Genomic DNA, 26729 nt, shown 5'->3' on the forward strand with positions numbered 1-26729 from the left:
CCGGCGTCCCGGCGTCCCGGCGTCCCGGCGTCCCGGCGTCCCGGCGTCCCGGCGTCCCGGCGTCCCGGCGTCCCGGCGTCCCGGCGTCCCGGCGTCCCGGCGTCGACGGACGCTAGCCCAGGCGGTGGCCCATTCCAACCGCGGCTGTGAAGAGCCCGGCGCCCGGCGCCGGGCGAGAGATGGTCACTTCTCGGTGCCGGCCCTGTCTACTACGGCCATCGTGTAGATCACGTGGACTGCATGCCAAGTTCCCGTGATTGCCCCCGTCCGGCGAACCGCAGTCACAGCACGGCGGCGTTGCCCGTTGCTGAGAAACATGGGTGTTCCGCTGGCTGACTCGAGAAGGATCCCGACTCTGCACGGACTCAGTAGAAGAGCGGAGGCTGGCGCTCATTCCCCCCAGTCGGCAATGTCGCCATCATCCGTGATGGCGGAAAGCCAGCGGCAGAAGCCGCGAAAGAGACGGCGAAGAAGGGGAGGCCCCCGCCCAACCCATCAAACCGGCAAATACGGCAAATACGGCAAATACTCGCATTCAAAACGGTCCAGCCGCCGGGTGGGCAAGATCGTGAAACCTCAGGAGAATGGCTCTGACAGAAGCAAAAATCGGTCCGCGGCCGGAATCGACGACGGGGCTGACAACGAAAAAGGCACGCAGCTCAAGCCGCGTGCCTTTCCATCTGCCGAACGCAGAGGCGAACCGGGGAGGGCTACTCCGCCTCGGTCTCCGCCCGGTTCCCCTCTTCCTCGACGCCGATCATGCTGACGATCCGCTCGAGGTCGTCGACCGTGGCGAACTCGATCGTTATCTTGCCCTTGTTCCGGCCGATGTCGACCTTCACCCGGGTGTCGAAACGATCGGACAGACGGTCGGCCAGATCGTTCAGCGCAGGCGCGTGCACCTTCGCCCGCCGGGCCGGCGGCTTCTTCGCCGGGCTCTCGGACGGGGTGAGCCGGACCAGCTCCTCGGTCGCGCGGACCGACAGGCCCTCGGCGACGATGCGCAGGGCGAGCTTCTCCTGAGCCTCGCTGTCCTCGAGACCGAGCAGTGCCCGGGCGTGACCCGCCGACAGCACCCCGGCGGCGACCCGGCGCTGAACCGGCGCCGGCAGGCTCATCAGCCGGATGGTGTTGGAGATCTGCGGCCGACTGCGACCGATCCGCCGGGCCAGCTCCTCGTGTGTGGCGCCGAACTCCTCCAGCAGCTGCTGGTACGCCGCCGCCTCTTCCAGGGGGTTGAGATTGGCCCGGTGGATGTTCTCCAGCAGCGCATCCCGCAGCATCGCATCGTCACGGGTGTCCCGGATGATCGCCGGAATCGTGTCCCGTCCAACGGCCTGGGCGGCACGCCAGCGGCGCTCACCCATGACGAGCTCGAACCGGCCGTCGCCGACGTCCCGAACCACGATCGGCTGCAGGAAGCCGACCTCCTGGATCGAGGTCTTCAGCTCCTCCAGCGCCTCCTCGTCGAAGACGTGCCGCGGCTGCTTGGCGTTCGGCTCGATCGACGACACGGGCAGCTCGGCAAAGCGGGCCCCCGGCACCGGAGCAAGCTCATTCTCGGCGAGCACGGCCGGAGGCGTGGGAACGGCGGGTGCGATCGATCCGACCGCAGCAAGCGAAGCCGGCACGGCGGAGACCGGAGGCGCCGACACCGGCATCGACTCGGGTGCGACGACCGCCTCGGCGGGCGCTTCGGCAGCAGGCGCCGTGGGGATCAGTGCGCCTAGGCCGCGACCCAAGCCACCCCGCGGACGGTTCTTCATGCCGTGCCTCCTGTGTTGACGCCACGCATCGCGATCTCCAGAGCCGCTTCGAAGTAACTCGTTGCGCCTCGTGAACCCGGATCGTAGGTCATCACCGACTGACCATAGCTGGGAGCCTCCGAAACCCGCACGTTCCGGGGAATCACCGCGTTCAGGACCTTGGTCCCGAAGTGGTTGCGCACATCCTGCTCCACGGCGTCGGCCAGGCGCGTACGCCGGTCGTACATGGTCAGCAGAATGGTGGAGACGTCCAGCGTGGGGTTCAGGTGCTGGCGTACCAGGTTGATGTTGTTGATCAGCTGATTGAGACCCTCCAGCGCGTAGTACTCGCACTGGATCGGAATCAGCACCTCCTGCGCCGCACAGAGCGCGTTGACCGTCAGCAGACCGAGCGACGGCGGGCAGTCGATGAAGACGTAGTCGAACTTCTCCGGGTGGCCGGAGATCGCCCGGGACAGCCGAGACTCACGCGCCACCACCGAGACCAGCTCGATCTCCGCGCCGGCCAGGTCGATGGTCGCCGGCACGCAGAAGAGGTTCGGGATGCCCTCGACCTGCTGGGCCACCTCGGCCAGTGGCACATTGTCGATCAGGCAGTCGTAGACGTCCGGGACGCCGGCGTGGTGCGGCACGTTCAAACCGGTGGAGGCATTGCCCTGCGGGTCCAGGTCGACCACCAGCACCCGGTTGCCGTGAAGCGCGAGCGCCACGGCAAGGTTGACCGTGGTGGTGGTCTTACCGACGCCGCCCTTCTGGTTGGCGACGCAAATCACCCGTGGGTGGTCCGGCCGCGGCATGATGATCTCGCCGCTCGGATTCAGGATCTGCACAGCTCGCAACGCTTCCATGGCCAGGGGCGGATCGTCCTCATCCGCGCCCGGCGTTTCACGTGAAACATGCTCGTCGGGATGGCTCGGGGCCGCGGACACCGGCGTCGCCGAGGTCGAAGATGGGCCGTAACCGTACCCCGCGGAGGCCGATGGTTCGTATCCACCCACGCGAGGCTGTGGAACACCCTGCTCGGCGGGGTGGAGTCCGTTCATGCCCACTCCCGACTGCCGGTCGAGAGGCGACTCGGTTTCACGTGAAACACCGTACTCATGCACCGCTTTATCCCTGTTGGCTAGGAATGGGTCGGCCGGCGATTCGTGCGTCCCGGCGGGAGAGATCCGGTCAACACTATCGACGCCTGGCCAGCCTACGGCCGTCGGGCGAACGCCGCTATGCTCCGCAGCCGGATGAGTCGCGCGCAACGTTCCGCCCTCGACCTCCACGGAGGGCACAAAAGCCCAGACACCCGACACAAGGCGCATCGCTCCCCCGAGCTGGGCGCCCTCGGTCTCTCCAGCAACTTCCCAAGACCCTTTTCCGGTACGCCCGGAGCCCGCACCCAACCGCACCTCTCCCGTCTGGCCCCGCCCGCCCACGACAGGAGATTCACCGATTCCCTCCATAGGGGCGGCCCCGGAACCACCCGGGTGCACTATCGGCGCCGTCGTCCCGTCCTGAACGGAACCACCGGGTGCACTCCCCAGCCCTCGCCCGAGCCCGCCCACCGCGCGCCCGCCCCCGCGAACAGTCTTGGTTTCACGGGAAACATCCGGCCCGGACCCCGAACTCGAACGCTCCGGGAGAACCTCACCGGCGGGGTGCCCCTTCCGCCGATCCCGCTTACGCGCACCCCGCCTGCTGCCCATCTAGCCCCTCCGCGATCTCCTCCGCCCAGCCCCACGCCCACCGGCTCCGGAGTTCCCGGAGCCGGCCGCCCGCCCGGACGACGTCTTCTTCTCCCGTACCGGCACGACGTCCCGTTCCTTGACGATCTCGACCACCGTGGCGGGCGGCTCGATCAGCCCTTCCCCGCAGATCCGGATGACCGGCTCGCCGCCGCCGAGCCGCGCGATCGCCGCCGTGTGGTCGGCGATCTCCTCGGCCGCCGAGGACCCCTTCAGCGCCAGCAGCAGGCCCCCGGTACGGGCCAGCGGCAGGCACCAGCCGGCCAGCTTGTCGAGCGCCGCGACGGCCCGGGCGGTGACGATGTCGGCCGCCAGGTGACCGGCGACCTCCTCCGCACGCCCGCGCACGACCGTGACGTTGTCCAGGCCGAGCTCGTCGACCGCCTCGGTGAGGAAGGCGGTACGTCGTGCCAGCGGCTCCACCAGCGTGATCACCAGATCGGGTCGAGCCACTGCCAGCACGATACCGGGCAAACCAGCACCAGATCCGACGTCGACGACTGAAGACCCGAAAGGGAATAACTGGGACATAACACCGCAGTTGACCAGGTGCCTCTCCCAGAGCCGTGGCGTCTCCCGCGGCCCGATCAGGCCCCGCACCACGCCCTCGGTGGCGAGCAACTGCGTGAACCGCCCCGCGAGCTCCAACCGCTCCCCGAACACCTCGGCCGCGGCCCGGGCAACCTCCTCCGGCGGACGCCGGGCGTCGACCGGCGCCGGGTCGGCGGAGACCCCGGGAACATCGGAGGAGCCCACCGATGTGGACGAGGACGACGAGGAAACGGCGCCAGGATCCCCCGAGACCGGAGAACCGGAGCCCGGGGAGGGGACGGGACGGAGGCCGGGGCGTGACGCGTACCCGGAAGAAGTGGGTTGAGAAGTGGCGGGGAAAGACGTCGGCCCGGGCGAGGAAACGCCCGGGCCGAGGTCACCCGCGCCGTGGCGTGGGTCAGTCATGTCAGTCCGCCACACGCACCACGATGCGCCGGCTGGGCTCGACGCCCTCGGACTCGCTCTGCACGCCCGCGATCGCGTTGACCACGTCGTGCACGCACTTGCGCTCGAAGGCGGACATCGGCTCCAGGCGGACCGGCTCGCCGTGCTCCTTGACCTTCTCCACCGCGTTGCGGGCCACGGCGGCCAGCTCCTTACGGCGGCTGGCGCGGTAGCCGCCGATGTCCAGCAGCAGCCGGCTCGGCGAACCGGTGGCGCGGAAGATCGCCAGGCGGGTCAGCTCCTGAAGGGCCTCGAGGGTCGCGCCCCGCTGGCCGACGAGCGGCTGCAGCCGGCCGCCGACCACCTCGACCATCGGCCGGCCCGCGGAGACCAGCTCGTCGATGTCACCGTCGTAGTCGAGGATGTCGAGCAGACCCTCGATGTAGTCGGCCGCGATCTCGCTCTGCCGGAAGAGGTCGCTGTCCGAGGCGACGGTCTCCGACTTCTTAGCTTCCTCCGTGCCCTCGGCGGCCGGGGTCGCGGTCGTAGCGAGGGCCTCCGCCGATGAGTCGGAAGCGGGGGGAGTGCTGGTGTCGGTCACGGTCTCATCTCCGTTGTCACTCGGGCCCGACCGAGATCGGTCCGCTGTTTCCCGCGCCGCTCGATGTGCGTACGCGACACGGGGAGGTCTCTGCAAGGGGAGCGCGCGAGGTCCGGCGAACCGGACCCCGCGCCGCGATCATCCCTTGGGTTTGTTCGCCGGCCGGGTGCCCTTCTTCGGGTTCACCGGTTTGGCACCGGGCTTGGGCGCCAGGGCCTTGGTGTCCACCACCGGGCCGACCGGCTCCGGGGCGGGCTTGCGGCCGAAGAGGCCACCGGTCCGCGCCGGCTGCACCGGGTTCTTGGCGTCACCGGAACGATTCGCCGAGCCGGACGACGTGCGGGCCGCCGAGCCGGCCTTGTTCGCGGTCTGCGGCGGCGGGAACTTGCGGAGCACCCACTGCTGCTGGGCCAGGGTGAAGAGGTTGTTGGTCACCCAGTAGATGACGACACCGATCGGGAACAGCGAACCGGAGATCAGCAGCGAGAACGGGATGCCGTAGAGCATCAGCCGCTGGACCATCTTCTGCTGCGGGTCCTCGGCCCAGCCGGTCTTGAGGATCATCTGACGGCTGGTGAGGAACGTGGTCGCCATCATCGTCAGGATCAGGATGCCGGCGAGGATCTTCACCGTGGTGGCGTTGGCGCCGAGCGCGTCGAGCTCCGCCTGAGTCGAGCCGAACTTGGCACTGATCGGCACGTTGAAGAGGTGCGCACCGGCGGCGCTGTTGAACTGCTCCAGCGACCAGCCGTACAGCACCTTGAACTTGTCCGAGAGGTTCGGGTTCAGGTGGCGCAGCACGTGGAAGAGGCCGAGGAAGACCGGAATCTGCAGGAACATCGGAAGGCAGCCCATCAGCGGGTTCGCCTTCTCCGTCCGGTACAGCTCCATCATTTCCTTCTGGAGCGTCTCCCGGTCACCCTTGTGCTTCTCCTGCAGCTCCTTGACCTTCGGCTGCAGCGCCTGCATGGCGCGCTGGCTCTTGATCTGCTTGACGAAGACCGGGAAGAGGATGACGCGCAGCGTCACCACCAGGAAGAAGATCGAGAGGACCCAGGCCCAGTTGGTCCCGAGCACGCGACCGTCGGATACCCCGATCGCGTCCCAGAGGGCGTGCCAGCGGAGGAGGATCCACGAAATGGCGTAGTAGATCCAGTCGAGACTCAATCTAAGCTCCAGTCACATCGGCAGGACGGTGACGGATCGGGTCAGGCACCGGGTCGTACCCGCCAGGGTGGAAGGGATGACAACGTAAGAGCCGCCAGATCGCCAGGCCCGTACCCTTCAACGCACCGTGCCGCGCCAGCGCCTCCTGGGCGTACGCGCTGCACGAGGGGTAGAACCGACAGCGGGCCGGCAGCGCCGGACTCAAGTATCGACGGTACGCGACGACCGCAGCCGTCATGAGCCGGGCAGCCAGGCTCATCGCGGTCTCCGGGGCCTGCGCGCCGCCGCCAGGGCCCCCTCCAGATCGGCACCGAGCGCGGCACTGGTCGCGTCGGCCGCGGGGGGTAGTGCCCGGACCACCAATGAGGTGCCGTCGGGCAGCCCGTCCAGCAGGGGACGGACCAGGTGCCGCAGTCGCCGGCGGACCCTGTTGCGCACCACCGCGTTTCCCACTGCTTTGGATACGACGAAGCCGGCACACGCCGTGGAGGCGTGCGCCGGCTCATCGTCGATAAGCAGGTGAACGACCAGGGTCCCGCGACCGGCTCGACGGCCACCACGGATCGCCGCGGCGAAGTCCGCGCTACGCCGTACGCGTTGCGCTGCGGACAGCACGACTACCTGGACATTCCGACCTGATCAGCGTCAGCTGTCAGGCCGAGAGGGTCCCGCGGCCCTTAGCCCGGCGGGAGGAAAGGATGGCGCGACCGGCACGGGTGCGCATGCGCAGCCGGAAGCCGTGGGTCTTGGCGCGCCGGCGGTTGTTCGGCTGGTAAGTGCGCTTGCTCACGTCAGAACTCCGTCTTCGTACTTCGACCAGGGGGCATCCGCTGCAAGACGCCACTTTAGCAGAGTGCGGCGGAGCAACCGCTCAACCCTACGCAGGGCGGTTGCAGTGGTCAACCATATCCTGGGTCGGCACGCCGACATGGGGGAACCCCCAGGAGAATCGCCTGGTCCTTCCACGCACAAAGTGAATCTTTTCCTGCCCTCGTGCAGGGGTGGTCCGCAGGGCGGTTGTAGTAGCACGGCAGCCGCTGTTAGCGTGCGCGGTTGCTGGTCTTACCCGGTCGTTCGCATACCGCGAAGCGGCGGCCAAAACCGGACAAGCAGGTGGATCGTTCGCCACGGTGAGCCTGTTTTCAGCCCGCGCCGCTACAGGCTCCGGTAAATCTGCCGACGTTCCGGCCGGGAGCGCCACCGGCTCCGCCACGGGTTGTGGATAACCTGTGGATAGCAGGTGGCGCCGTGCGTGTTCAGCACGTTAACTGTGCTGGGCTGAGGTAGCCGGAACAGGCACCAGGCGGAAGGCCGGACACAAACTCCACCGGGGGTCGGTGGCGATGGGGGTGGCGCGGCGGTGACCGATCAGGTCGACCTGAGCGGGGTGTGGCAGGACACGTTGGGCGAATTGTCCGACGAAATCGCCTCACCTCAGCAGCGCGCCTATCTTCAGCTCACCCGACTGCGGGCGATCGTCGAGGACACCGCCCTGCTATCCGTTCCGGACGCGTTCACCCGTGACGTGATCGAGTCCCGGCTCCGCCCGGCGATCACCGAGGCCCTGACCCGCCGTCTCAACCGCCCCATCCAGGTGGCCGTGACCGTACGTCCCCCGGAGGACGGCACGGGTATGCCCGGCACCGTCTACGGCAGCCCGGTCGAGCCCGCCCCGCCGGCGTTCGAGGAGCCGCAGCCCCGGCACTACGCCGAGCCCCCGCAGTACCCGAACGGCTCGTTCCAGCAGGAGCTGCCCGCCTACCCGGGGCATGGGCGGACACCCGAGCTGCCGTATCAGCAGCCGCCCGCCTTCGGGCCCCCGGACCGGACCCCCGAGGATTATCCGACCGGCTCGGCACAGCACTCCACGCTGCCCCCGGCGTACCCGAGAAACGTGCCCTCCGCCCGCGACGGCCAGGAAGCACTCTTCGCGGACCCGATGCCGCCCACCATGCCACCGACGATGCCGCAGGCATCGCCGCTGCCGCAGACGCCGATGAACCATCCGGCCGGCGCGCGCATCCCGGAGAAGACGCCCGAGTACGAGACCCCGCAGTCCCCGAACGAGTCGTCGGCCCAGCGGCACCCGGCCGACCCCGCCGCGCTGCGGGAGAACCAGCGGCACCCCGCCGAGCCGGTCCTCCCGGTCCGCCGGGACGACCCGATGCTGCGCCGTGATGAGCAGATGCTTCGCCGGGACGAGCAGATGCCGAGCCGCGCCGGGGACAACGGGCCCGGGCGTCCCCCGGTCGACCTGCGCGTCCCGGGCAGCAACCCGCGGCCGGGCGGCCAGGACGGGAACCGCCTCAACCCGAAGTACATGTTCGAGACGTTCGTCATCGGCTCGTCCAACCGGTTCGCGCACGCCGCGGCGGTGGCCGTCGCGGAGTCACCGGCCAAGGCGTACAACCCGCTGTTCATCTACGGCAGCTCCGGGCTGGGCAAGACCCACCTCCTGCACGCGATCGGCCACTACGCCACCACACTGGGCCACGCCCGTTCGGTGCGCTACGTGTCGACCGAGGAGTTCACCAACGATTTCATCAACAGCCTGCGGGACGACAAGACCCAGGCGTTCCAGCGCCGCTACCGCGACGTCGACATCCTGCTGATCGACGACATCCAGTTCCTGGAGAACCGCGAGCGGACGCAGGAGGAGTTCTTCCACACCTTCAACACGCTGCACAACGCCAACAAGCAGATCGTGATCAGCTCGGACCGCTCGCCGCGGCAGCTGGCCACCCTCGAGGACCGGATGCGCACCCGCTTCGAGTGGGGCCTGCTCGCCGACATCCAGCCACCGGACCTCGAGACGCGTATCGCCATCCTGCAGAAGAAGGCCGCCCAGGAGCGGATGTACGCCCCCGACGACGTGCTGGAGTTCATCGCGTCCCGGGTCTCCAACTCGATCCGCGAGCTCGAGGGCGCCCTCATCCGGGTGACGGCATTCGCCAGCCTGACCCGCTCCCCGGTGCAGTTGTCACTGGCCGAGGAGGTCCTGCGCGACTTCATGCCGGACGGCGCCGGCCCGGAGATCACCGCCGACCAGATCATGGTCTCCACCGCCGACTACTTCGGAGTCTCGCTGGAGGACCTGCGCGGCCATTCCCGCAGCCGCGTCCTGGTCAACGCCCGCCAGGTCGCGATGTACCTCTGCCGCGAGCTGACCGACCTCTCCCTGCCCCGCATCGGCCAGGCGTTCGGCGGCCGCGACCACACCACGGTCATGCACGCCGACCGCAAGATCCGCCAGCACATGGCCGAACGCCGCTCGCTCTACAACCAGATCGCCGAACTGACAAACCGCATCAAACAAAACACCTGATCTCTCGGGTACGCGGCCTCCTCGCTCTCAACCGCACCTGGCCCCGCCCCCGCTTCGCGGCCGGCGGCCAGGCGTTCCGTCCCGCCCTCACCCGGCCGCCGGTCTGAGCTGCCCACCTCACGCCACGTGCTACCCGCTCACCACTCGGCAGCAGCGCGGTGCACGCACACGATCGACCCCGCTGGCCCATTCCGGCGGGACCGTCGCCGGTGGGGTCGCGGGGGTGGGCGTTCCCGGTCATGGTCCGGGTCGGGGGTTATCCACAGCCAGGGTTCGTCCACAGGGCCCCGGGCCAAGATCACCGTTTTCTGCCACTGTTCCGTGAGGGATGGGGGTTTCCCCCGGTCGGGGTGGGCCCCGACCGGCCGGACTTGATCAACATTTCATGATCAACTACGGGTTGGATCTTGGTGGCTGGTGCTCAGGGGTGTGTCGGCGGGCTGGAGTGACCCGTGAGCGCCAGCTTTCCCGGCGCGGCTGGCGTTCACGGGTCACTCGGAGCGCCCGAGACACCCCGGATCGCCAGCCGACCGTGGCCGAGGCACCCCGGAGCGCCAGCCGGACCGGCCGAGGCACCCTGGACGGCCGGCCCACCGCCTGCGGGCACGCCGCCCGGCGGGCCCGCGACCGAAACCTGGCCGACCGAAACCCGGCCGATGGAATCGGCGATCCGCGGGGGCGAGTGTTCCGGACGGGCACTCGCCGCGGGATCCGGCGTCCCACCCGGGCGGTCCAGAAATGACCAGCAGCGTCACGATCTCCTTCGAGCCGGACGGTGGGGGACTCAATGACGGATCGTGGACCCCTGGCGCCCTCCCTGGGGCCGGACACGCACACGGTCCCCGATCGGGTGCGTCTGCCGCCCACCATCCACAGCGTCGTGTGCGTTCGACGTCTCCACGGCCGAACGCCGCTCGTCGACCACCTCCACGGCCGAGCGCCGCTCGCCGACCACCTCCGCGGCCGAACGTCGCTCGCCGACGTCGCTCGCCGGGGTCTCACCGCCGGTGACGGCTGTGCCGGGGCCCTGGGGACAGCCTGTGGAAACAGTCGGGACGAATGTTTTCCACAGCCCTGAATCCTGGCGTCCTCGCAGGTCAGCAGGGTTATCCCCAGTCATTGACAACCGGAGGGCGGGGAAGCACCGGAGCGCATTCCACAGACCGGATGCGGGGGTTCCGTGGAGTAGGCGAATGACAACGGAAACGTGACTAGACGACGCCAGACAATGGGCTTCCCGCGTTATCCACAGGCTTTAGTCACGTGCAAAGATAGTCAGCTGATCGGCTCTGACCAGCAGTAACACTAGTTATACCCAGGTTATCCACGGGTTCTACACCGGGTTTTCCACAGATTCACCCACAGTTTGAAGCTTTAACCAATTTGATCGACGCTGGTCAACGCCTATTTTTGAGTACGGTCCGGGGCCTCTTGTCAACGTCGGGACGGGTCAGTTTCGTGCCAACGTTGTCCACAGCTATCCACAGGCGTCCACAGGCGTTTTCCCCAGACGGTGGATAACGAGGGCCCTCGTTATCCACAGACAGTGGACTAGTTCTGTGGAAATCGATGTGGACAGACACGGACGGTCACAGGGCCTTGCCCAGTGTCTGTGGACGGCTGTGGATATCCTGTTGAAGGATCTGGGGACAACGAAGCGGTACCGTCCCAGCGTTATCCACAGGTCGGGGGATAAACCCCGTGGATAACCGGTGGATAACCAGTGGATAGCCGTGGACAACGTCTCCAGACGATCAAGCCTGTGGACAAACACCGGAGTTTGTACCCCGGTTACCCACATGTGATTCACCGGTGGATAACTCTCTGACCAGCACTAACGCAGGTTTTCCACAGTATGCACAGGCCCTATGATTACGACTTATCTCTCTCTAATAGAAGAACAAAAAGCAATGATCAGCGTTGTGGAAGGTGTGGTTGCTCCGCTTCCAGCTGGGCTCGGGGCAAGGTCTGATCAGCACCAGAAGCAAGGCCGGAGCGACTCGCCCCTCCGGTTCGGCGTACGGCACCGGAGACTGAGGTCTTTGCCAGGCCTTCGAGAGCCGGTGCTCGTGGCACCGGGGTCGGGCGCGCACAGAGAGCACCGGAGCCATAGAGTTCAGTGGGGTCCACGCCCCGTAGAGGAAGCATCGCGGAGGACAGCATGAAGTTCCGGGTGGAGCGAGACGCACTCGCCGACGCCGTGGCCTGGACAGCCAAGAGCCTGCCCAGCCGGCCATCGGTTCCGGTGCTCGCCGGCGTCCTGCTCCGGGTCACCGACGGGCGCCTGCAGGTGTCCGGCTTCGACTACGAGGTCTCCAGCCAGGTGACCGTCGAGGTCCAGGCCGACGCCGACGGCGCCGCACTGGTCTCCGGTCGGCTGCTCGCCGAGATCACCAAGGCGCTGCCGGGCAAGCCGGTGGACATCGCCGCGGTCGGTGCGCATCTGGAGCTCGTCTGCGGGAGCGCCCGTTTCACGCTCCCCACGATGCCCGTGGAGGACTATCCGGCCCTTCCGGAGATGCCGTCCAGCACCGGGACTGTCGACGCCGCTACGTTCGCCTCAGCGGTTTCGCAGGTCGCCATCGCGGCGGGCCGGGACGAGACGCTGCCGATGATGACCGGCGTCCGCCTGGAGCTGAACGGCACCAAGATGGCGATGCTCGCCACGGACCGCTATCGGCTCGCCATGCGCGAGATCGACTGGAACCCGGACGACCCGGAGATCAGCCTCAACGCCCTCGTCCCGGCGAAGACGCTGAACGACACCGCGAAGGCGCTCGGCCCGATCGGCGGCTCGGTGACCCTGGCTCTCGCCCAGGGCAGCGCCGGCGAGGGCATGATCGGCTTCGCCGGTGGTACCCGGCGCACGACCAGCCGCCTGCTGGACGGCGCGAACTACCCGCCGGTGCGCTCCCTGTTCCCGGCGTCGCACAACTCCGATGCCAGGGTCAGCGTCGCCGCCCTGGTCGAGGTGGTCCGCCGCGTGGCCCTGGTCGCCGAGCGCACCACCCCGGTGCTGCTCAGCTTCGGGGAGGACGGCCTGGTGGTCGAGGCCGGCACGACCGAGGAGGCGCGGGCGAGCGAGGCCATGGAGGCCGAGTTCACCGGCGAGGGGTTGACCATCGGCTTCAACCCGCAGTACCTGATCGACGGCCTGCAGAACCTCGGTGCCCCGACCGCGGTGCTCTCGTTCGTCGACGCGTTCAAGCCCGCTGTGATCTCGCCCGCGGGCGAAAGCGGCGAAATCATCCCGGGATACCGCTATCTGATCATGCCGATCCGGGTAACGCGCTGATACTGAGCGAGGAACATTCGCGTCATCTAGGGGGAAGACCATGCAACTCGGCCTGATCGGTCTCGGCCGAATGGGTGGGAACATGCGGGACCGACTTCGTGCCGCGGGGCACGAGGTCGTCGGCTATGACCAGAACAAGGACATCAGCGACGCAGCCGACCTGGCCGACCTGGCCGGGAAGCTGTCAGCGCCGCGAGTCATCTGGACCATGGTCCCGTCCGGCCAGATCACCGAGGACACCATCGACGCCCTCGCCGAGGTGCTGTCGCCCGGCGACATCATCATCGACGGCGGGAACTCCAAGTTCACCGACGACGCCCCGCGTGCCGAACGGCTCGCGAAGAAGGGCATCAAGTACATGGACGTCGGCGTCTCCGGCGGCGTCTGGGGCAAGACCAACGGGTACGCCCTGATGGTCGGCGGCGACAAGGAGACGGTGGCGCACTGCATGCCGATCTTCGAGGCGCTGAAGCCGGCCGGTGAGTTCGGTTTCGCCCACGCGGGCGGCCCGGGCGCCGGCCACTACGCCAAGATGGTGCACAACGGCATCGAGTACGGCCTGATGCACGCGTACGCCGAGGGGTACGAGATCCTCGAGGCGTCCGAGCACATCGACGACGTGCCGGCGGTCATCAAGAGCTGGCGGGAGGGGAGCGTCGTGAAGTCGTGGCTGCTCGACCTGCTGGATCGGGCCCTCGACGAGGACCCGAAGCTGGCCGCCCTGAAGGGGTACGCCGACGACACCGGCGAGGGCCGCTGGACCGTCGACGAGGCCGTCCGCCTCGCCGTGCCGGCCCACGTCATCTCCGCGTCGCTCTTCGCCCGGTTCGCGTCCCGCCAGGACGACTCGCCGGCGATGAAGGCCGTCGCGGCGCTCCGCAACCAGTTCGGCGGCCACGCCGTCAAGCGCTGACCCATGCACGTACGCCGGGTCGAGCTCGTCGACTTCCGTTCCTACGAGCGGGTTGCCGTCGATCTCGATTCCGGCGTGTCCGTGCTGGTGGGCCAGAACGGCATGGGCAAGACCAACCTCATCGAGGCCCTCGGCTACGTGGCCACTCTGGACAGTCACCGGGTGGCGACCGACGCGCCACTGGTCCGGGCGGGGGCCGCCTCGGCGGTGATCCGGTGCGCGGTGGTCCACGATGGACGAGAGCTCCTGGTCGAGCTGGAGATCGTCCCCGGCAAGGCGAACCGGGCACGCCTGAACCGTTCTCCGGTACGCCGTCCCCGTGAGGTGCTCGGCGCCCTGCGGATGGTGCTCTTCGCCCCGGAGGACCTCGAACTGGTCCGCGGCGACCCCTCCGAGCGGCGCCGCTACCTCGACGATCTCCTCGTCGCCCGGCAGCCGCGGTTCGCCGGGGTACGCGCCGACTACGACCGGGTGGTCAAGCAGCGCAACGCCCTTCTGCGGACGGCGTACCTGACCCGGAAGGTGGGCGGGAACCGCGGGCAGGACCTCTCCACGCTGGCGGTCTGGGACCAGCACCTGGCCCACCACGGCGCGGAGCTGCTGGCCGGGCGTCTGGAGCTGGCCGCGGCGCTCGGGCCACACCTGACCAAGGCGTACGACGCGGTGGCCGCCGGGCGGACGGCCGCCTCGATCGCGTACGCGTCCCGCCTCGGTGAATCGCTCACCCCGGACCGGTCCGCGCTGGAGGCGGCGCTCCTCGCCTCCCTCGAAGAACGCCGGACCGCGGAGATCGAGCGGGGCACCACGCTGGTCGGGCCACACCGGGACGACCTGACGCTGACGCTCGGCGAGCTGCCGGCCAAGGGGTACGCGAGCCACGGCGAGTCCTGGTCGTTCGCGCTGGCGCTGCGGCTGGCGGCGTACGACCTGCTGCGCTCGGACGGGATCGAGCCGGTGCTGGTGCTCGACGACGTCTTCGCCGAGCTGGACGGCGGGCGCCGGGATCGGCTGGCTGCCCTGGTCTCGGACGCCGCCCAGCTCCTGGTCACCTGCGCGGTCCCCGAGGACGTGCCGGCCAGCCTGCGCGGCGCTCGCTACGACGTGACGACCGGCGCGGTGACCCGAGCGGTCTGACCCGCCGTGTACGGATTCCGGTCACCCCGCCTGCGGGGCCACCTTTTTGCGCTCGAAGGTCACATGTCGGCGGATCGTGGGTAGGTGACGGCCGGGGTGCCACGGGCTGCGGGCTGCGTCGTGCACGACGCGTGCGGGCCGTGGGCGGCGTGCGGGCGGGAGTAAGGCGGGCGGTGAGCGGATCGGGGTGGGTGAGCGTGTGGGGCGCGAACGGGGTTCAGCGGGGCGTGTGGGGAGTTTGGGGTGTGATCTCGGGGGCGAGGGTGGGTGCGGGGTGTTCGGGGACTCTCGGGCTCGCTGAGACGATTCTTCGGGCGGAGTGTGGCGGGGCGGGGAAAGCGCCATGATTGCTGGGACTCTGGGTGGGGGTGTGTCAGCCTTGGGGTCTTGCCGAGGCGGGCGGGAGTTCACGATGTGGTCGGGGAGGATGCTGTGCCGCGGAGTGAGCGCAGATCGGTGAACGGGCGCCCGGCGGAGGCGGCCGACGGCGTGAACGACGCGGGGAAAGTGGGGAACGCGGCGGGCGCGGGGAACGGCCAGAATGCCGGGCCCGAGGCGTTTCACGGTGTCGGGGACGGGAAGGCCGGGCCGGAGCTGGCGCGCGCCGTGCTCGACGCCGCGCTGGCGAAACGGCGCGAGGCCATGCGGAAGCCACGGAGGCGGACCGGGGCGGGCGGCGGCGAGAAGCGGCTGCGCGGGTACTCCGGGCCGGGGCCGGACCCGCGGGATCCCCAGCTCTTCGGGACGGTGCTGGAACGGCTGATGAAGGCGCGCGGCTGGGAGAAGCCGAAGGCCGAGGCGACCGTCTTCGGGGCCTGGGAGAAGGTCGTCGGGGAGGACATCGCCTCGCACAGCCGGCCGCTGAAGCTGGAGGGTGGGGTGCTCACCGTCGAGGCGGAGTCCACGGCCTGGGCCACCCAGCTGCGGATGCTGACCGGGCGGCTGCTGAAGCAGATCGCCGACGAGGTCGGGCACAACGTGGTGACCAGGCTGAACATCCACGGGCCGGCGGCGCCGTCGTGGAGCCGGGGCACGCTGCGGGTGCAGGGGCGCGGTCCGCGGGACACCTACGGCTGAGTGAGGCCTGAGCGGCTATATCGGTCGATGGCGGGCACCGGGCCGAGTGGCGGTGGCTGGTGACGGTCGTCGCGGTGCCCGGTGCGTTCGCCCGGCGCCGGCGAGCCCGCGCTGGGTGGTGCGGCCCGTGCCGACGGGGCGGGGATTGATGTCCGTGCGGGCGGGGCGGGCGGCGAGGCCGGTGGGGGCGGGGCGAACGCGGGGTGAGCGCGACCGCTCACGCACGTGGAGGGCCAGGGGCAGCGAAGCTGGGCCCCGGCCCGACCCTCGGCGGGAGCAGCGGTCTGTACGCCCCACCCAGCCGCGACAGGAGGTTCTCAATAGTCCGCGAAGACAGCGAAACCGCGCTCGGCGCAACGGCGATAGAAACCGGCCAGGACGGCCAGCTCGGTGCGGGCGAAGCTCCAGTGCGGGGCGTTGCCGGCGTCGTCGCGCAGCGCGGCCATCCGGTGGTCGAGCCAGCGCAGCTGCTGCTCGGGGAGGCGGCCGCCGGCGATCGCGGTGCGCATCACCTCGGCGACCGTGTCGAAGGTGACCAGGTCGCCGAACTTCTCGTGGCCCTCGACGAAGCGTTCCAGGCCGCCGGCGATCCAGGCGCAACCGTCCGGATCGATCACCGGGTCCTCGTCCTCGGCGGCGGCGTCGGTGGCGTAGAGCACACCGGCCAGACCCAGGAGAAGATCGACCAGTTCCGTGTACGCGGTCGCGCGCACCGTCCCGGTCTTGGCGATGTGCAGTGCCAGCGCCCCCGTCGGTGCGGCGATCTCGGGCGCGTCCGCGATCGCGCCGAAGTCGACGAACTCGGCGGGAGCCACCGGGTCGTAATACTGGTTCGTCCGCGGCCAGTGCACCGCCACGTTGTCCAGGCCCTTGTCGTGCGCCATCGGGGCAAACCCTTCCTCGACCTGACCTTGCGGCAGCCTGCGCCGAACTACTCCCGCGCGGGCGAGGCTACGACACCACCGTCTGCCGGGCACAGGCAGTGTCGCAGCGAGTGCCGGGCGGCGGTGGCAGGCGCGCCAGACCGGTGAAACAGCCGCAGCCGTTTGCCATTGTGCGGGGTGGCTGTTCCGTGTAGGGGGAGACGTGGGTAGCGGCTTGAATCGCGCTACGTGTCTCTCAGGCACCCGGAAGGGGTGCCGCACCCTCGCCAACTCGTTTCGGCGGAGTAGGATTGACAGTGACCGGGAAAACTGTGCTTGACGGTGGCGGAGCTGCTACGCGCAGCCACCTTCGTCACGCTATGCGGTTTTTCCAGCCGATCACGATCCGCGGGCCGACCGCGGCGACCGGCGTGCACGGTTCCACCGGTGGTCCGCTCTCCCCGCGGTGTCATCTGTGCTGCTTCCGTGCGTGCCGAACCCGCCGCCGACGAGTCCGCCAACCCCGTGCGGGGTCCCTCGGGGCCCGGTGCGAGAAAGTGGCCGAGGGTGGCAGAGAACAAGCAGGAATACGGCGCCGAGTCGATTACCGTGCTCGAGGGCCTGGAAGCGGTTCGCAAGCGTCCCGGTATGTACATCGGCTCGACCGGTGAGCGCGGTCTGCACCACCTGGTCTGGGAGGTCGTGGACAACGCGGTCGACGAGGCGCTGGCCGGCTTCTGCGACACGATCGACGTGGTTCTGCTCGCCGACGGCGGGGTCTCGGTCACCGACAACGGCCGTGGTTTCCCGGTCGACCTGCACCCCAAGCTGAAGAAGCCCGGCGTCGAGGTGGCGCTGACCGTGCTGCACGCCGGCGGCAAGTTCGACGGCCAGGCGTACAAGGTCTCCGGTGGTCTGCACGGCGTCGGCGTCTCGGTGGTGAACGCGCTCTCCAGCCGGATGGCTGTCGAGATCCACAAGGTCGGCTTCGTCTGGCGGCAGAAGTACACCGCCTCCGTCCCGAGCGAGCTGATCAAGGGCGAGACGACCGAGCACACCGGTTCGACCGTGCAGTTCTGGCCGGACCCGGACGTCTTCGAGACGGTGGAGTTCGACCGCCAGACGATCTACCGCCGGCTTCAGGAGATGGCGTTCCTGAACCGTGGGCTGACCATCAACTTCGTCGACGAGCGGCCCCAGTCGGCCGAGGACGACGGCGGGGCCTACAAGGTCACCTTCATGTACGCGGGTGGCATCTCGGACTTCGTCCGGCACCTGAACGCCACCAAGAGCGCCATCCACAAGACGGTCATCGAGTTCGGCACCGAGGACAACGACGCCGGCATGGGTGTCGAGATCGCCATGCAGTGGAACGAGTCGTACGGCGAGTCGGTCTACACCTTCGCCAACCGGATCAACACCCACGAGGGCGGCACCCACGAGGAGGGCTTCCGCGCCGCGCTGACGACGATCGTCAACAAGTACGGCACCGAGAAGAAGTTCCTCAAGGGTGACCAGAAACTGTCCGGTGAGGACATCCGCGAGGGTCTCGCCGCGATCATCTCGGTGACCCTGCGCGAGCCGCAGTTCGAGGGACAGACCAAGACGAAGCTCGGCAACACCGACATGAAGAGCTTCGTGCAGAAGGTCGCGAACGAGCAGCTCGCCGACTGGTTCGACCGCAACCCGGCGGATGCCAAGCTGATCATCACGAAGGCCGACCAGGCGGCCCGTGCCCGGCTCGCCGCCCAGCAGGCCCGCAAGCTGGCCCGCCGCAAGTCGCTGCTGGAGTCCGGCTCGATGCCGGGCAAGCTGGCCGACTGCCAGTCCACCGACCCGCGCGAGACCGAGCTGTTCATCGTCGAGGGCGACTCGGCCGGCGGCTCGGCCAAGTCCGGCCGGGAGAGCCGCATCCAGGCGATCCTGCCGATCCGCGGCAAGATCCTGAACGTGGAGAAGGCCCGGATCGACCGGGTGCTGAAGAACAACGAGGTCCAGGCGCTGATCACGGCGATGGGCACCGGCATCCACGACGAGTTCGACATCGGCAAGCTGCGGTACCACAAGATCATCCTGATGGCCGACGCCGACGTCGACGGCCAGCACATCCAGACGCTGCTGCTCACCCTGCTGTTCCGGTTCGTCCGGCCGCTGGTCGAGCACGGGCACGTCTACCTGGCCTCCCCGCCGCTGTACAAGATCAAGTGGAACAAGCGGGGCGACGACGCGCAGTACGCGTACTCCGACCGGGAGCGGGACGGGCTGATCGCGCTGCGCCAGCAGAAGAAGGCGAACGCCAAGCCGGACGACATTCAGCGGTTCAAGGGTCTCGGCGAGATGAACTTCCACGAGCTCTGGGACACCACGATGAACCCGGACACCCGGACGCTGCGCCAGGTGACCCTCGACGACGCCGCCGTGGCGGACGAGTTGTTCAGCGTGCTGATGGGCGAGGACGTCGAGGCTCGGCGATCGTTCATCCAGCGCAACGCGAAGGACGTCCGGTTCCTCGACATCTGACGAGACATCTGACGCGACGGTCGACGCGACGGTTGACGAGGCCGTTGCCGAGACAGTCGACCAGTCGTCACGTGTCCACAGGCAGTGGCCACTTTCCACAGTGTTATCCACAGCAATTTGCGGGCCTTGAGCCGCATATGTCTGGTTTCACCTTGAGTAAGGGTTAACAGTGACTGACACTCCCGAACCCCCTGACGGCGACGAAACCCAGGAGGAGACCGGCGGCGGTGTGACCCAGCGCGTCGAGCCCGTAGGCCTCGAAGTCGAGATGCAGCGCTCGTACCTCGACTACGCGATGAGCGTCATCGTCGGCCGTGCGCTGCCCGACGTCCGCGACGGCCTGAAGCCCGTGCACCGCAAGATCCTGTACGCCATGTACGACGCCGGTTTCCGTCCCGACCGCGGGTACGTGAAGTGCGCGCGCGTGGTCGGCGACGTGATGGGCAACTACCACCCGCACGGTGACTCGTCGATCTACGACGCCCTGGTCCGGATGGGGCAGCCCTGGTCGCTGCGGTACCCGCTGATCGACGGCAACGGCAACTTCGGTTCGCCCGGCAACGACCCGCCGGCGGCCATGCGGTACACCGAGTCGAAGCTGTCCCAGCTGGCAATGGAGATGCTGCGGGACATCGACGAGGACACCGTCGACATGCAGGACAACTACGACGGGCGTACCAAGGAGCCGACGATCCTGCCGGCCCGGTTCCCGAACCTGCTGGTGAACGGCTCCGAGGGCATCGCGGTCGGCATGGCCACCAAGATCCCGCCGCACAACCTGCGGGAGATCGCGGCCGCCGTCCAGTGGTGCCTGGACAACATCGACGCGGACGAGGCCACCACGCTCGAGGCGCTGCTGGAGATCGTCAAGGGGCCGGACTTCCCGACCTACGGCCTGATCGTCGGACAGCAGGCGATCCAGGACGCGTACCGGACCGGGCGCGGCTCGATCCGGATGCGCGCGGTCGTCGAGGTGGAGGAGGACGCGCGCGGCCGGCCGTGTCTCGTGGTCACCGAGTTGCCGTACCAGGTGAACCCGGACAATCTGGCCGAGCGGGTCGCCGAGCTGGTCAAGGAGGGCAAGCTCACCGGTATCGCGGACATCCGGGACGAGTCGTCCGGTCGTACCGGTATGCGCCTGATCCTGGTGCTCAAGCGCGACGCGGTCGCCAAGGTGGTGCTGAACAACCTCTACAAGCACACCCAGTTGCAGGAGACCTTCGGCGCCAACATGCTGGCGCTGGTCGACGGGGTGCCGCGGACGCTCAACCTGGCGCAGTTCATCCGGTACTACGTCGAGCACCAGATCGAGGTCATCCGCCGGCGGACCGCGTACCGGCTGCGCAAGGCCGAGGAGCGGGCGCACATCCTGCGCGGTCTGGCCAAGGCCCTCGACATGCTCGACGAGGTCATCGCGCTGATCCGGCGCTCGCCCACGGTGGAGGACTCCCGCCAGGGCCTGATGACGCTGCTCGACGTCGACGAGATCCAGGCCACCGCGATCCTCGACATGCAGCTGCGCCGCCTCGCCGCCCTGGAGCGGCAGCGGATCGTCGACGAGCTCGCGAAGATCGAGCTGGAGATCGCCGACTTCAAGGACATCCTCGCCAAGCCGGAGCGGCAGCGGGCGATCATCTCGGACGAACTCGGCGAGATCGTCCAGAAGTTCGGGGACGAGCGGCGCACCCAGATCATCCCGTTCGACGGCGAGGTCTCCATGGAGGACCTCATCACGCGGGAAGACGTTGTGGTGACGATCACACGTACCGGATACGCGAAGCGCACCAAGGTCGATCTGTACCGGTCGCAGAAGCGCGGCGGCAAGGGCGTGAGCGGCGCTTCCCTGCGCCAGGACGACATCGTCTCGCACTTCTTCGTGATCTCGACGCACGACTGGATGCTCTTCTTCACGAACAAGGGCCGGGTGTACCGGGCGAAGGCGTACGAGCTGCCCGAGGCGGCCCGCGTCGCGAAGGGACAGCACGTCGCGAACCTGCTGGCCTTCCAGCCGGACGAGCACATCGCCCAGGTCATCCAGATCCCGAACTACCAGGTCGCGCCCTACCTTGTGCTCGCCACCAAGAATGGGCTCGTGAAGAAGACCCGCCTGGACGAATTTGACTCCAACCGCAGCGGTGGCATCATCGCCATCAACCTGCGGGAGGATGACGAGTTGGTGGGCGCGGCACTGGTGGCACCTGAGGAAGACCTCTTGCTGGTCTCCAAGAAGGCGCAGGCCATCCGCTTCAACGCGACCGACGAGGCGCTACGCCCGATGGGCCGCGCGACGTCCGGTGTGATCGGTATGCGATTCGGCGACAACGACGAGCTCCTGGCGATGGAAGTGGTTCGCGAGGATCTGGATGTGTTGGTCGCCACCGATGGTGGGTATGCGAAGCGCACACCCATCGAGGAGTATCCGGTACAGGGACGTGGCGGCAAGGGGGTGCTCACCGCGAAGATCACCGAGCGTCGTGGTGGACTTGTCGGTGCTCTGGTGATCAGCCCGGAGGATGAACTGTTTGCCATCACCAGCAATGGTGGTGTCATCCGGACTCCCGTGAAGCCTGTACGGCGCACACGGGATCGGAACACAATGGGGGTCAAGCTGATGGACCTCCCAGAAGGTGTAACCATCGTGGCGCTTGCTCGCAATGCCGACGAGCCTGACGAACAGGACTAGTTGATGCCGGAGACACAGGCGAAGTCGGGGGGCCAGGGAACCTCAGCGACTCCGGACGATGCGGCGAAGAAGGACGGTGCCGCACCGAACGGGCGCGAGACCGCTGGGCGCGCCGCTGTCCCCGCCGAGGCCTCGTCCCCGCCCAAGTTCACCCGGGCGCCGGGCATGGCCCCGCCGCCGAGTGAGCCGTCTGCCGCGGGTGCGGATGCGGATGCGAAACGTCCGGGTGCGCCCGCCGTGGCGAAGGCCACGGCGGCGGTGCCCGTCGTCACCAAGGGCAAGGGAGCCGCGCCGGGTACCCCGGCCAGCCGGGGCACCTCGTCGGTGCCGGGTATCGCCCAGCCGGCGTCCGCGTCGGCCTCGGCCCGCCCGACGACCCTGGGCAACAGCGGTACGCCCGGCAGCACGACGGGTGCCACCAAGCAGCGCACGGCGCCCCCCGCGGGCGGCGTGGCGGGCGCGGCGGCGGTCGGGGCGGCCCGGGTCTCCGAAGCGGTCCGCTCGGCCCGCTCCACGGTCTCCTCGGCCGCGGCGCGCGGACCCCGGCGGGCCCGGCTGAACCTCAAGCGGATCGACCCCTGGTCCGTCATGAAGTTCTCGTTCGCCGTCTCGATCGTGCTGTTCATCGTGGTGGTCGTCGCGACCTCGGTGCTCTACCTCGCGCTCGACACGATGGGCGTCTGGGGCTCGATCAACAGCAGCCTGAAGGAACTGGTCAACGCCAGCGGTGGCTCGGAGACCGGCTCGTCCGGCGGCTTCCAGATCACCGCCTGGGGCGTGATCGGCACGTCGATGCTGATCGGCGCGGTCAATGTGGTGCTCTTCACCGCGCTGGCCACGCTCAGTGCGTTCATCTACAACGTCTGCGCCGACCTGGTCGGTGGCATCGAGCTGACGCTCGCCGAACGCGACTGACGATCGGCCGGGTTGCGGGCCACCCCCGTTTTGGTGGCTCGCAACCCGATGCGGTAACGTTCATCCCGCACGAGGGGCTATAGCTCAGTCGGTTAGAGCGCAGAGCTGATAACTCTGAGGTCGATGGTTCGATTCCATCTAGCCCCACGAGATGGTGGATGGTCCTGCTCGCAAACACCGCGAGCCGGACCATCTCGTCATGTCTGCTCAGGGGGCCGAGCCCCCTGAAACCCCGCGTTGCGATGGCTGTGCTTCGTTTCTCTCTTGCGCTTCCTTTTCTCGTACGCGCTGGGTTTGGGTTTTGTTCGTGCTCTTGGAAGCCTAGGGGTTGGGTGACGAGATGCTGAAGAAGCTTTTGATTGTGGCGGCTGTGGTTGGGGCTGCGGCGCTGGTGGTGAAGAAGGTCAAGGCGTCCAGTGATGAGCGGGCGCTGTGGCACGAGGCGACTACGGCGCCGGATCTGCGCTGAGGCGCTGGGGGCCCTAGCTCAATTGGCAGAGCACCGCCTTTGCAAGGCGGGGGTTAGGAGTTCGATTCTCCTGGGCTCCACACGATGATCGACCTTAGCCGTCCGCTGACGCGGACGGCTTTTTCGTGTCCGCGGGCGTGGTGGCTGTGTTTCACGTCGCGATGGAGGCGACAGTTGTTCACATCGGGGCGACCGGTGGCGCGGATGTTTGGTTCACTGGGCCGGTGAAACGGCGTGTGGTGCTTCTCGGGGTCTTGCTGGCCTCTCTCGCGGGCTGTGGGGAGGCGCAGGCGGTCGAACCCGAGCCGAGCGGTGCCGAGGGCGCAGCGCACGTCTGGGCGGCGCAGGACGGGCAACTGGGGCGCGGCTTCTGCCTGACGTTGGTCAAGGGGCGTACGCCGGCCGAGGTGACCGAGCGGCTCGGCGCGACCGGGGACGAGCGGGTGCTGTGGGCACAGATCGTCGGACCGGGAGACGGCGAACGGGACGGGACCGGGCGCTTCTTCGCGGGACTGGCGAACCTCGGGACGTGGACGCTGATCGTCGAGGACGCCGGCGGGCTGGGGATGGCCGGGAACCTCGTCGCGCCGCTCTCCGCGGAGACCGAGGTGGTGGCGTACCGGTGTGACGCGGACCGGCGCGGGCAGCTGCGGGTCTACCGGGACGGGGAGCTCGAGCTCGACTTCGACTCGGCGTACCCGGAGAAGTGGGGTGGCAGCCGTCCGGGTGACTACGTGACCGCGATGAGTGAGGCCGGCCTGATCGGCGGGACGAACGTGATGGATCCCACCGAAGCCGCTCTTACCTTCGTGGAGGGTCGAATAGGACTGTCACTCTCCGGAGCGCTGCTGGCCGAGCGGACGTATCTGCTGGTCACCGTTCCGAATGCATAGGTACGCGTTTGCCCGGTCTGCGGCTGTGCCGGTTATCCACAGAGGAATGAAGGAATCCTGCGCATCACAGTTCCTCCGGTTAGCCTGCGAATCGTGAGCGAACGAAGACGGGCCGCTGCCGTGATCGTCCGGGACGGCCGTGTGCTGATGGTGCACGAGCGCAGCCGGCGATCCGGTGGCGGCGAGTGGTGGACCCTGCCGGGCGGCGGACTGGAGCCGGGCGAGACGCCCGAGGAGGCCGTGCGGCGCGAGGTGTTCGAGGAGACCGGCCTGGTCGTCAGCGACCTGCGGTACGTCCTGGAGATGCCCTATCCGTCCGGCATGACGTCGGTCTTCTCGGTCTCGGTGGCCGACGGCGAGCCACGCCTCGGCCAGGACGACGGGTCCGGTCCCGAGCCGCTCGGGCTGGACTGGCTGCCGGTGCCGGAGCTGCCGATCGAGACCCGGGGCGTGCCGGTGCCACCGTTGATGGTGGTGCTGCCGACGGTGGTATCCGAGCGGCACTACGCCGAGGAGGACTCGGCCTCCACCAGCGCGGTCCCATCGAGCTCGGACGACGGCTCGGAGGGGGACCCGGGCGAGGGCTCGGATGACGACCGGGACGGGGGCCCGGTGGGTTCCGCGGGCTCGGCGGGCGCCGCCGCGGAGGGCAGCGGGCCGCCGATCGTACGGCGGCGCTCCACGACGAAGTAGGCGGAGCCCGCGGCGTAGCTGACGGCAAGCAGGAGCCCGAGGACACGGACCGGCAGGGACGCGAAGCCGGGCAGGGCGATCGCCAGGGCGCCGAAGGCCCAGCTCGCCAGCAGCACGACATTGATCACGTCGGGCCGGCCCCAGCGCCCGGTACGCCGGTGCGCCTGCCGCTGGATCTCGACGGTGAAGGCGTGCGCCATGCCGAGAGCCAGCGCGCCGAGGAGCACGGTCGCGAAGAGCGAATGGTGTCCCCCGCCGACCGCGGCCAGTGCGGTGGCACCGGTCATCAGGGCCAGCCCGCTGACCGTTCCGACACGTCCTTTCCGTCGCTCCTCCACAACCTCTGACGATCGGCATGATCGGCCGAAACCTGAGGCCGCCGCTCCGCCGCTCCGGCCTCGGCCGAAACCCGGGGCCGGAGTGCCGGAGTGCCGGAGCGGCGGAGTGCCGGAGCTGCGGCCGGGGTGGGCGATGATGGCGGGCGTGATGGGAACCCTGAAGACCGAGCCCGCTCGGTCCCGCCCCGACCTGCTCGCCGATCCGGTCGCCGAGGCCCTGGAGGTCTGGCCGGAGGACGCGCCGATCGACGCCGACCAGGTTCTGGTGGCGCCGATCGATGCGTCTCTCGCCGACACGGCGGCGTTCTGTGCGGCGTACGGCGTGACCCTCGCGGAGAGCGCCAACTGTGTGATCGTGGCCGGCCGCCGTGGTGAGGTCACCCGGTATGCGGCCTGCGTCGTGCTGGCCACCACCCGCGCCGACGTGAACGGGACGGTCCGCCGCCTGCTGGACGTCCGGAAGGCCAGCTTCGCGCCGATGGACGACGCGGTCGCGATCACCGGCATGGAGTACGGCGGGATCACCCCGATCGGCCTCCCGGCGTCCTGGCCGATCCTGGTCGACAGCCGGGTGATCGCCGCGCCGCACGTGATCATCGGATCCGGGGTCCGGCACAGCAAGATCGCCATCGCCGGACCGGCCCTGGGGGCGCTACCGGGTGCCGAGGTGATCGAAGGGCTGGCCCGCGAGGTCGCCTGACGACACTCGTCGATGTTGTTCCACGTGAAACGTTATCGATCGGCGTCGACGTCTTCGCGACGTGCGATCTCCTCGAACGCGGAGACCAGGGCGGCCGACTCCTGGGCGCCCTGGACCGCATACTTCCCGTCGATGACGAAGGTGGGGACGCTGGTGATGCCGAGCTCGCGGGCCTCGGCGATGTCGGCGTCGACCGCCCCGGTGCCGGCGTCCGACTCCAGGTAGGCCAGCGCCGCCGCGGTGTCGAGACCGATCGCGCCGGCCACCTCGGCCAGGGCCTTGGGTGAGCCGATGTCGACGCCGTCGGTGAAGTGGGCGCGCTGCAGGGCGTCCAGCATGTCGGCCTGCCGTTCCTGCCCGGCGGCCCAGGCGATCAACCGGTGCGCGGTGAACGTGTTGGCGGCGATCGCCCGGTCGAAGTCGAGTTCCAGGCCCTCGCTCGCGCCGATGCCGGTGACGTGGGCGAACATCTGCTCGGCGCGCTCCGGGCCGCCGAACTTGGCGGCCATCACCTGCTTGATCGGCAGCGGCTCGGGCACCGGGGAACCGTCCAGCTGGTACGCGCGGTAGGTCACCGTGACCTCCCCGCCGAACTCGGCCAGGGCGTTCTCGAGGCGCCGCTTGCCTATGTAGCACCAGGGGCAGACGACATCGGACCAGACTTGGATGTCCACGTTTCTCCGATCGGGGGTGTGGGGCGAGGGG

At 68.7% G+C, this 26729-nt stretch carries 22 protein-coding genes, 2 tRNA genes and 1 pseudogene; 15 read left to right on the forward strand and 10 right to left on the reverse strand.

The features are described from left to right. Positions 1-710: 710 nt before the first annotated feature. The 8 genes from AB0M08_RS01710 to rpmH all read right to left on the reverse strand — a co-directional run bounded on the left by AB0M08_RS01710 (position 711) and on the right by rpmH (position 6996). Positions 711-1766 carry a ParB/RepB/Spo0J family partition protein gene (locus tag AB0M08_RS01710; protein WP_364486696.1) on the reverse strand — a complete coding sequence of 352 codons (1056 nt, stop codon included), beginning with the start codon at positions 1764-1766 and terminating at the stop codon, positions 711-713. Continuing rightward, a complete protein-coding gene (locus tag AB0M08_RS01715) occupies positions 1763-2809 on the reverse strand; it encodes a ParA family protein (protein WP_364486699.1) in 1047 nt (348 codons plus the stop codon). The genes AB0M08_RS01710 and AB0M08_RS01715 overlap by 4 nt, the downstream gene beginning before the upstream one ends. Positions 2810-3463: 654 nt before the next feature. Next, entirely contained in the window at positions 3464-4459 is a 996-nt protein-coding gene (rsmG, locus tag AB0M08_RS01720; RefSeq protein ID WP_364486702.1) for a 16S rRNA (guanine(527)-N(7))-methyltransferase RsmG, read from the reverse strand. A 1-nt stretch (position 4460) separates the two neighbouring features. Beyond that, entirely contained in the window at positions 4461-5039 is a 579-nt protein-coding gene (locus AB0M08_RS01725) for a R3H domain-containing nucleic acid-binding protein (protein WP_364486705.1), read from the reverse strand. 138 nt (positions 5040-5177) lie between these two features. Then, positions 5178-6206, reverse strand: coding sequence for a membrane protein insertase YidC (yidC, locus tag AB0M08_RS01730; RefSeq protein ID WP_364486708.1), 1029 nt, complete (start codon positions 6204-6206; stop codon positions 5178-5180). 1 nt (position 6207) lies between these two features. Next, positions 6208-6465, reverse strand: coding sequence for a membrane protein insertion efficiency factor YidD (gene yidD / locus AB0M08_RS01735; RefSeq protein ID WP_364486710.1), 258 nt, complete (start codon positions 6463-6465; stop codon positions 6208-6210). Continuing rightward, positions 6462-6770 (reverse strand): ribonuclease P protein component, encoded by a 309-nt coding sequence (gene rnpA, locus AB0M08_RS01740; protein WP_364487120.1) that lies wholly within the window; start codon positions 6768-6770, stop codon positions 6462-6464. The genes yidD and rnpA overlap by 4 nt, the downstream gene beginning before the upstream one ends. Before the next feature lie 88 nt (positions 6771-6858). Beyond that, positions 6859-6996, reverse strand: a complete 138-nt coding sequence (gene rpmH / locus AB0M08_RS01745; protein ID WP_067702010.1) for a 50S ribosomal protein L34 — start codon at positions 6994-6996, stop codon at positions 6859-6861. 570 nt (positions 6997-7566) lie between these two features. Between rpmH and dnaA the strand changes: the two genes are divergently transcribed. From dnaA to AB0M08_RS01770, 5 genes and pseudogenes are all read left to right on the forward strand, one after another. Further along, the gene (gene dnaA / locus AB0M08_RS01750) at positions 7567-9531 is read left to right on the forward strand and encodes a chromosomal replication initiator protein DnaA (RefSeq protein WP_364486713.1); all 1965 of its coding nucleotides are present in this window, start codon (positions 7567-7569) and stop codon (positions 9529-9531) included. A 2161-nt stretch (positions 9532-11692) separates the two neighbouring features. Further along, entirely contained in the window at positions 11693-12826 is a 1134-nt protein-coding gene (dnaN, locus tag AB0M08_RS01755; RefSeq protein ID WP_364486716.1) for a DNA polymerase III subunit beta, read from the forward strand. Between the two features lie 34 nt (positions 12827-12860). After that, positions 12861-13739: pseudogene (gene gnd, locus AB0M08_RS01760) on the forward strand (phosphogluconate dehydrogenase (NAD(+)-dependent, decarboxylating)); the annotation flags it as partial. A 3-nt stretch (positions 13740-13742) separates the two neighbouring features. Continuing rightward, positions 13743-14873: a DNA replication/repair protein RecF gene (gene recF, locus AB0M08_RS01765; protein WP_364486719.1), complete on the forward strand. Its 1131-nt coding sequence runs from the start codon at positions 13743-13745 to the stop codon at positions 14871-14873. Between the two features lie 594 nt (positions 14874-15467). After that, positions 15468-15950, forward strand: coding sequence for a DciA family protein (locus AB0M08_RS01770; protein WP_364487123.1), 483 nt, complete (start codon positions 15468-15470; stop codon positions 15948-15950). Positions 15951-16267: 317 nt separating this feature from the next. Here AB0M08_RS01770 and AB0M08_RS01775 read toward each other — a convergent pair whose 3' ends face one another. Next, positions 16268-16834 (reverse strand): hypothetical protein, encoded by a 567-nt coding sequence (locus AB0M08_RS01775; RefSeq protein WP_364486722.1) that lies wholly within the window; start codon positions 16832-16834, stop codon positions 16268-16270. A 546-nt stretch (positions 16835-17380) separates the two neighbouring features. Between AB0M08_RS01775 and gyrB the strand changes: the two genes are divergently transcribed. The 10 genes from gyrB (at position 17381) to AB0M08_RS01825 (ending at position 26024) form a co-directional block, all read left to right on the forward strand. Then, a complete protein-coding gene (gyrB, locus tag AB0M08_RS01780; RefSeq protein WP_364486725.1) occupies positions 17381-19333 on the forward strand; it encodes a DNA topoisomerase (ATP-hydrolyzing) subunit B in 1953 nt (650 codons plus the stop codon). Positions 19334-19562: 229 nt separating this feature from the next. Further along, the gene (gene gyrA, locus AB0M08_RS01785; RefSeq protein WP_364487126.1) at positions 19563-22016 is read left to right on the forward strand and encodes a DNA gyrase subunit A; all 2454 of its coding nucleotides are present in this window, start codon (positions 19563-19565) and stop codon (positions 22014-22016) included. Between the two features lie 3 nt (positions 22017-22019). Further along, positions 22020-22931: a DUF3566 domain-containing protein gene (locus AB0M08_RS01790; RefSeq protein ID WP_364486728.1), complete on the forward strand. Its 912-nt coding sequence runs from the start codon at positions 22020-22022 to the stop codon at positions 22929-22931. 73 nt (positions 22932-23004) lie between these two features. After that, positions 23005-23078, forward strand: a tRNA-Ile gene (locus AB0M08_RS01795). Between the two features lie 193 nt (positions 23079-23271). Next, the gene (locus AB0M08_RS01800) at positions 23272-23400 is read left to right on the forward strand and encodes a DLW-39 family protein (protein WP_212847121.1); all 129 of its coding nucleotides are present in this window, start codon (positions 23272-23274) and stop codon (positions 23398-23400) included. Between the two features lie 7 nt (positions 23401-23407). Further along, positions 23408-23480 (forward strand) — tRNA-Ala (locus tag AB0M08_RS01805). A gap of 144 nt (positions 23481-23624) precedes the next feature. Continuing rightward, positions 23625-24293, forward strand: a complete 669-nt coding sequence (locus tag AB0M08_RS01810; RefSeq protein ID WP_364486731.1) for a DUF6461 domain-containing protein — start codon at positions 23625-23627, stop codon at positions 24291-24293. A gap of 93 nt (positions 24294-24386) precedes the next feature. Further along, on the forward strand, positions 24387-24986 hold the full coding sequence (locus AB0M08_RS01815; protein WP_364486734.1) for an NUDIX hydrolase: 600 nt from the start codon (positions 24387-24389) through the stop codon (positions 24984-24986). 158 nt (positions 24987-25144) lie between these two features. Then, entirely contained in the window at positions 25145-25333 is a 189-nt protein-coding gene (locus AB0M08_RS01820; protein WP_364486736.1) for a hypothetical protein, read from the forward strand. 139 nt (positions 25334-25472) lie between these two features. After that, positions 25473-26024, forward strand: a complete 552-nt coding sequence (locus AB0M08_RS01825; protein WP_364487129.1) for a YbaK/EbsC family protein — start codon at positions 25473-25475, stop codon at positions 26022-26024. Positions 26025-26056: 32 nt separating this feature from the next. Here the strand turns inward: AB0M08_RS01825 and AB0M08_RS01830 are convergent, their stop codons facing one another. Next, positions 26057-26698, reverse strand: a complete 642-nt coding sequence (locus AB0M08_RS01830; RefSeq protein ID WP_364486738.1) for a DsbA family oxidoreductase — start codon at positions 26696-26698, stop codon at positions 26057-26059. Between the last annotated feature and the right edge of the window lie 31 nt (positions 26699-26729).

The organism is Actinoplanes sp. NPDC051851, from assembly GCF_040681165.1.
GTDB lineage: Bacteria > Actinomycetota > Actinomycetes > Mycobacteriales > Micromonosporaceae > Actinoplanes.

Coding starts and splice junctions, on each gene's coding strand:
- AB0M08_RS01710 (WP_364486696.1), bottom strand. CDS start 1,766: ATGAAGAACCGTCCGCGGGGTGGCTTGGGTCGCGGCCTAGGCGCACTG.
- AB0M08_RS01715 (WP_364486699.1), bottom strand. CDS start 2,809: ATGAACGGACTCCACCCCGCCGAGCAGGGTGTTCCACAGCCTCGCGTG.
- rsmG (WP_364486702.1), bottom strand. CDS start 4,459: ATGACTGACCCACGCCACGGCGCGGGTGACCTCGGCCCGGGCGTTTCC.
- yidD (WP_364486710.1), bottom strand. CDS start 6,465: ATGAGCCTGGCTGCCCGGCTCATGACGGCTGCGGTCGTCGCGTACCGT.
- dnaN (WP_364486716.1), top strand. CDS start 11,693: ATGAAGTTCCGGGTGGAGCGAGACGCACTCGCCGACGCCGTGGCCTGG.
- recF (WP_364486719.1), top strand. CDS start 13,743: ATGCACGTACGCCGGGTCGAGCTCGTCGACTTCCGTTCCTACGAGCGG.
- AB0M08_RS01775 (WP_364486722.1), bottom strand. CDS start 16,834: ATGGCGCACGACAAGGGCCTGGACAACGTGGCGGTGCACTGGCCGCGG.
- AB0M08_RS01790 (WP_364486728.1), top strand. CDS start 22,020: ATGCCGGAGACACAGGCGAAGTCGGGGGGCCAGGGAACCTCAGCGACT.
- AB0M08_RS01800 (WP_212847121.1), top strand. CDS start 23,272: ATGCTGAAGAAGCTTTTGATTGTGGCGGCTGTGGTTGGGGCTGCGGCG.
- AB0M08_RS01825 (WP_364487129.1), top strand. CDS start 25,473: ATGGGAACCCTGAAGACCGAGCCCGCTCGGTCCCGCCCCGACCTGCTC.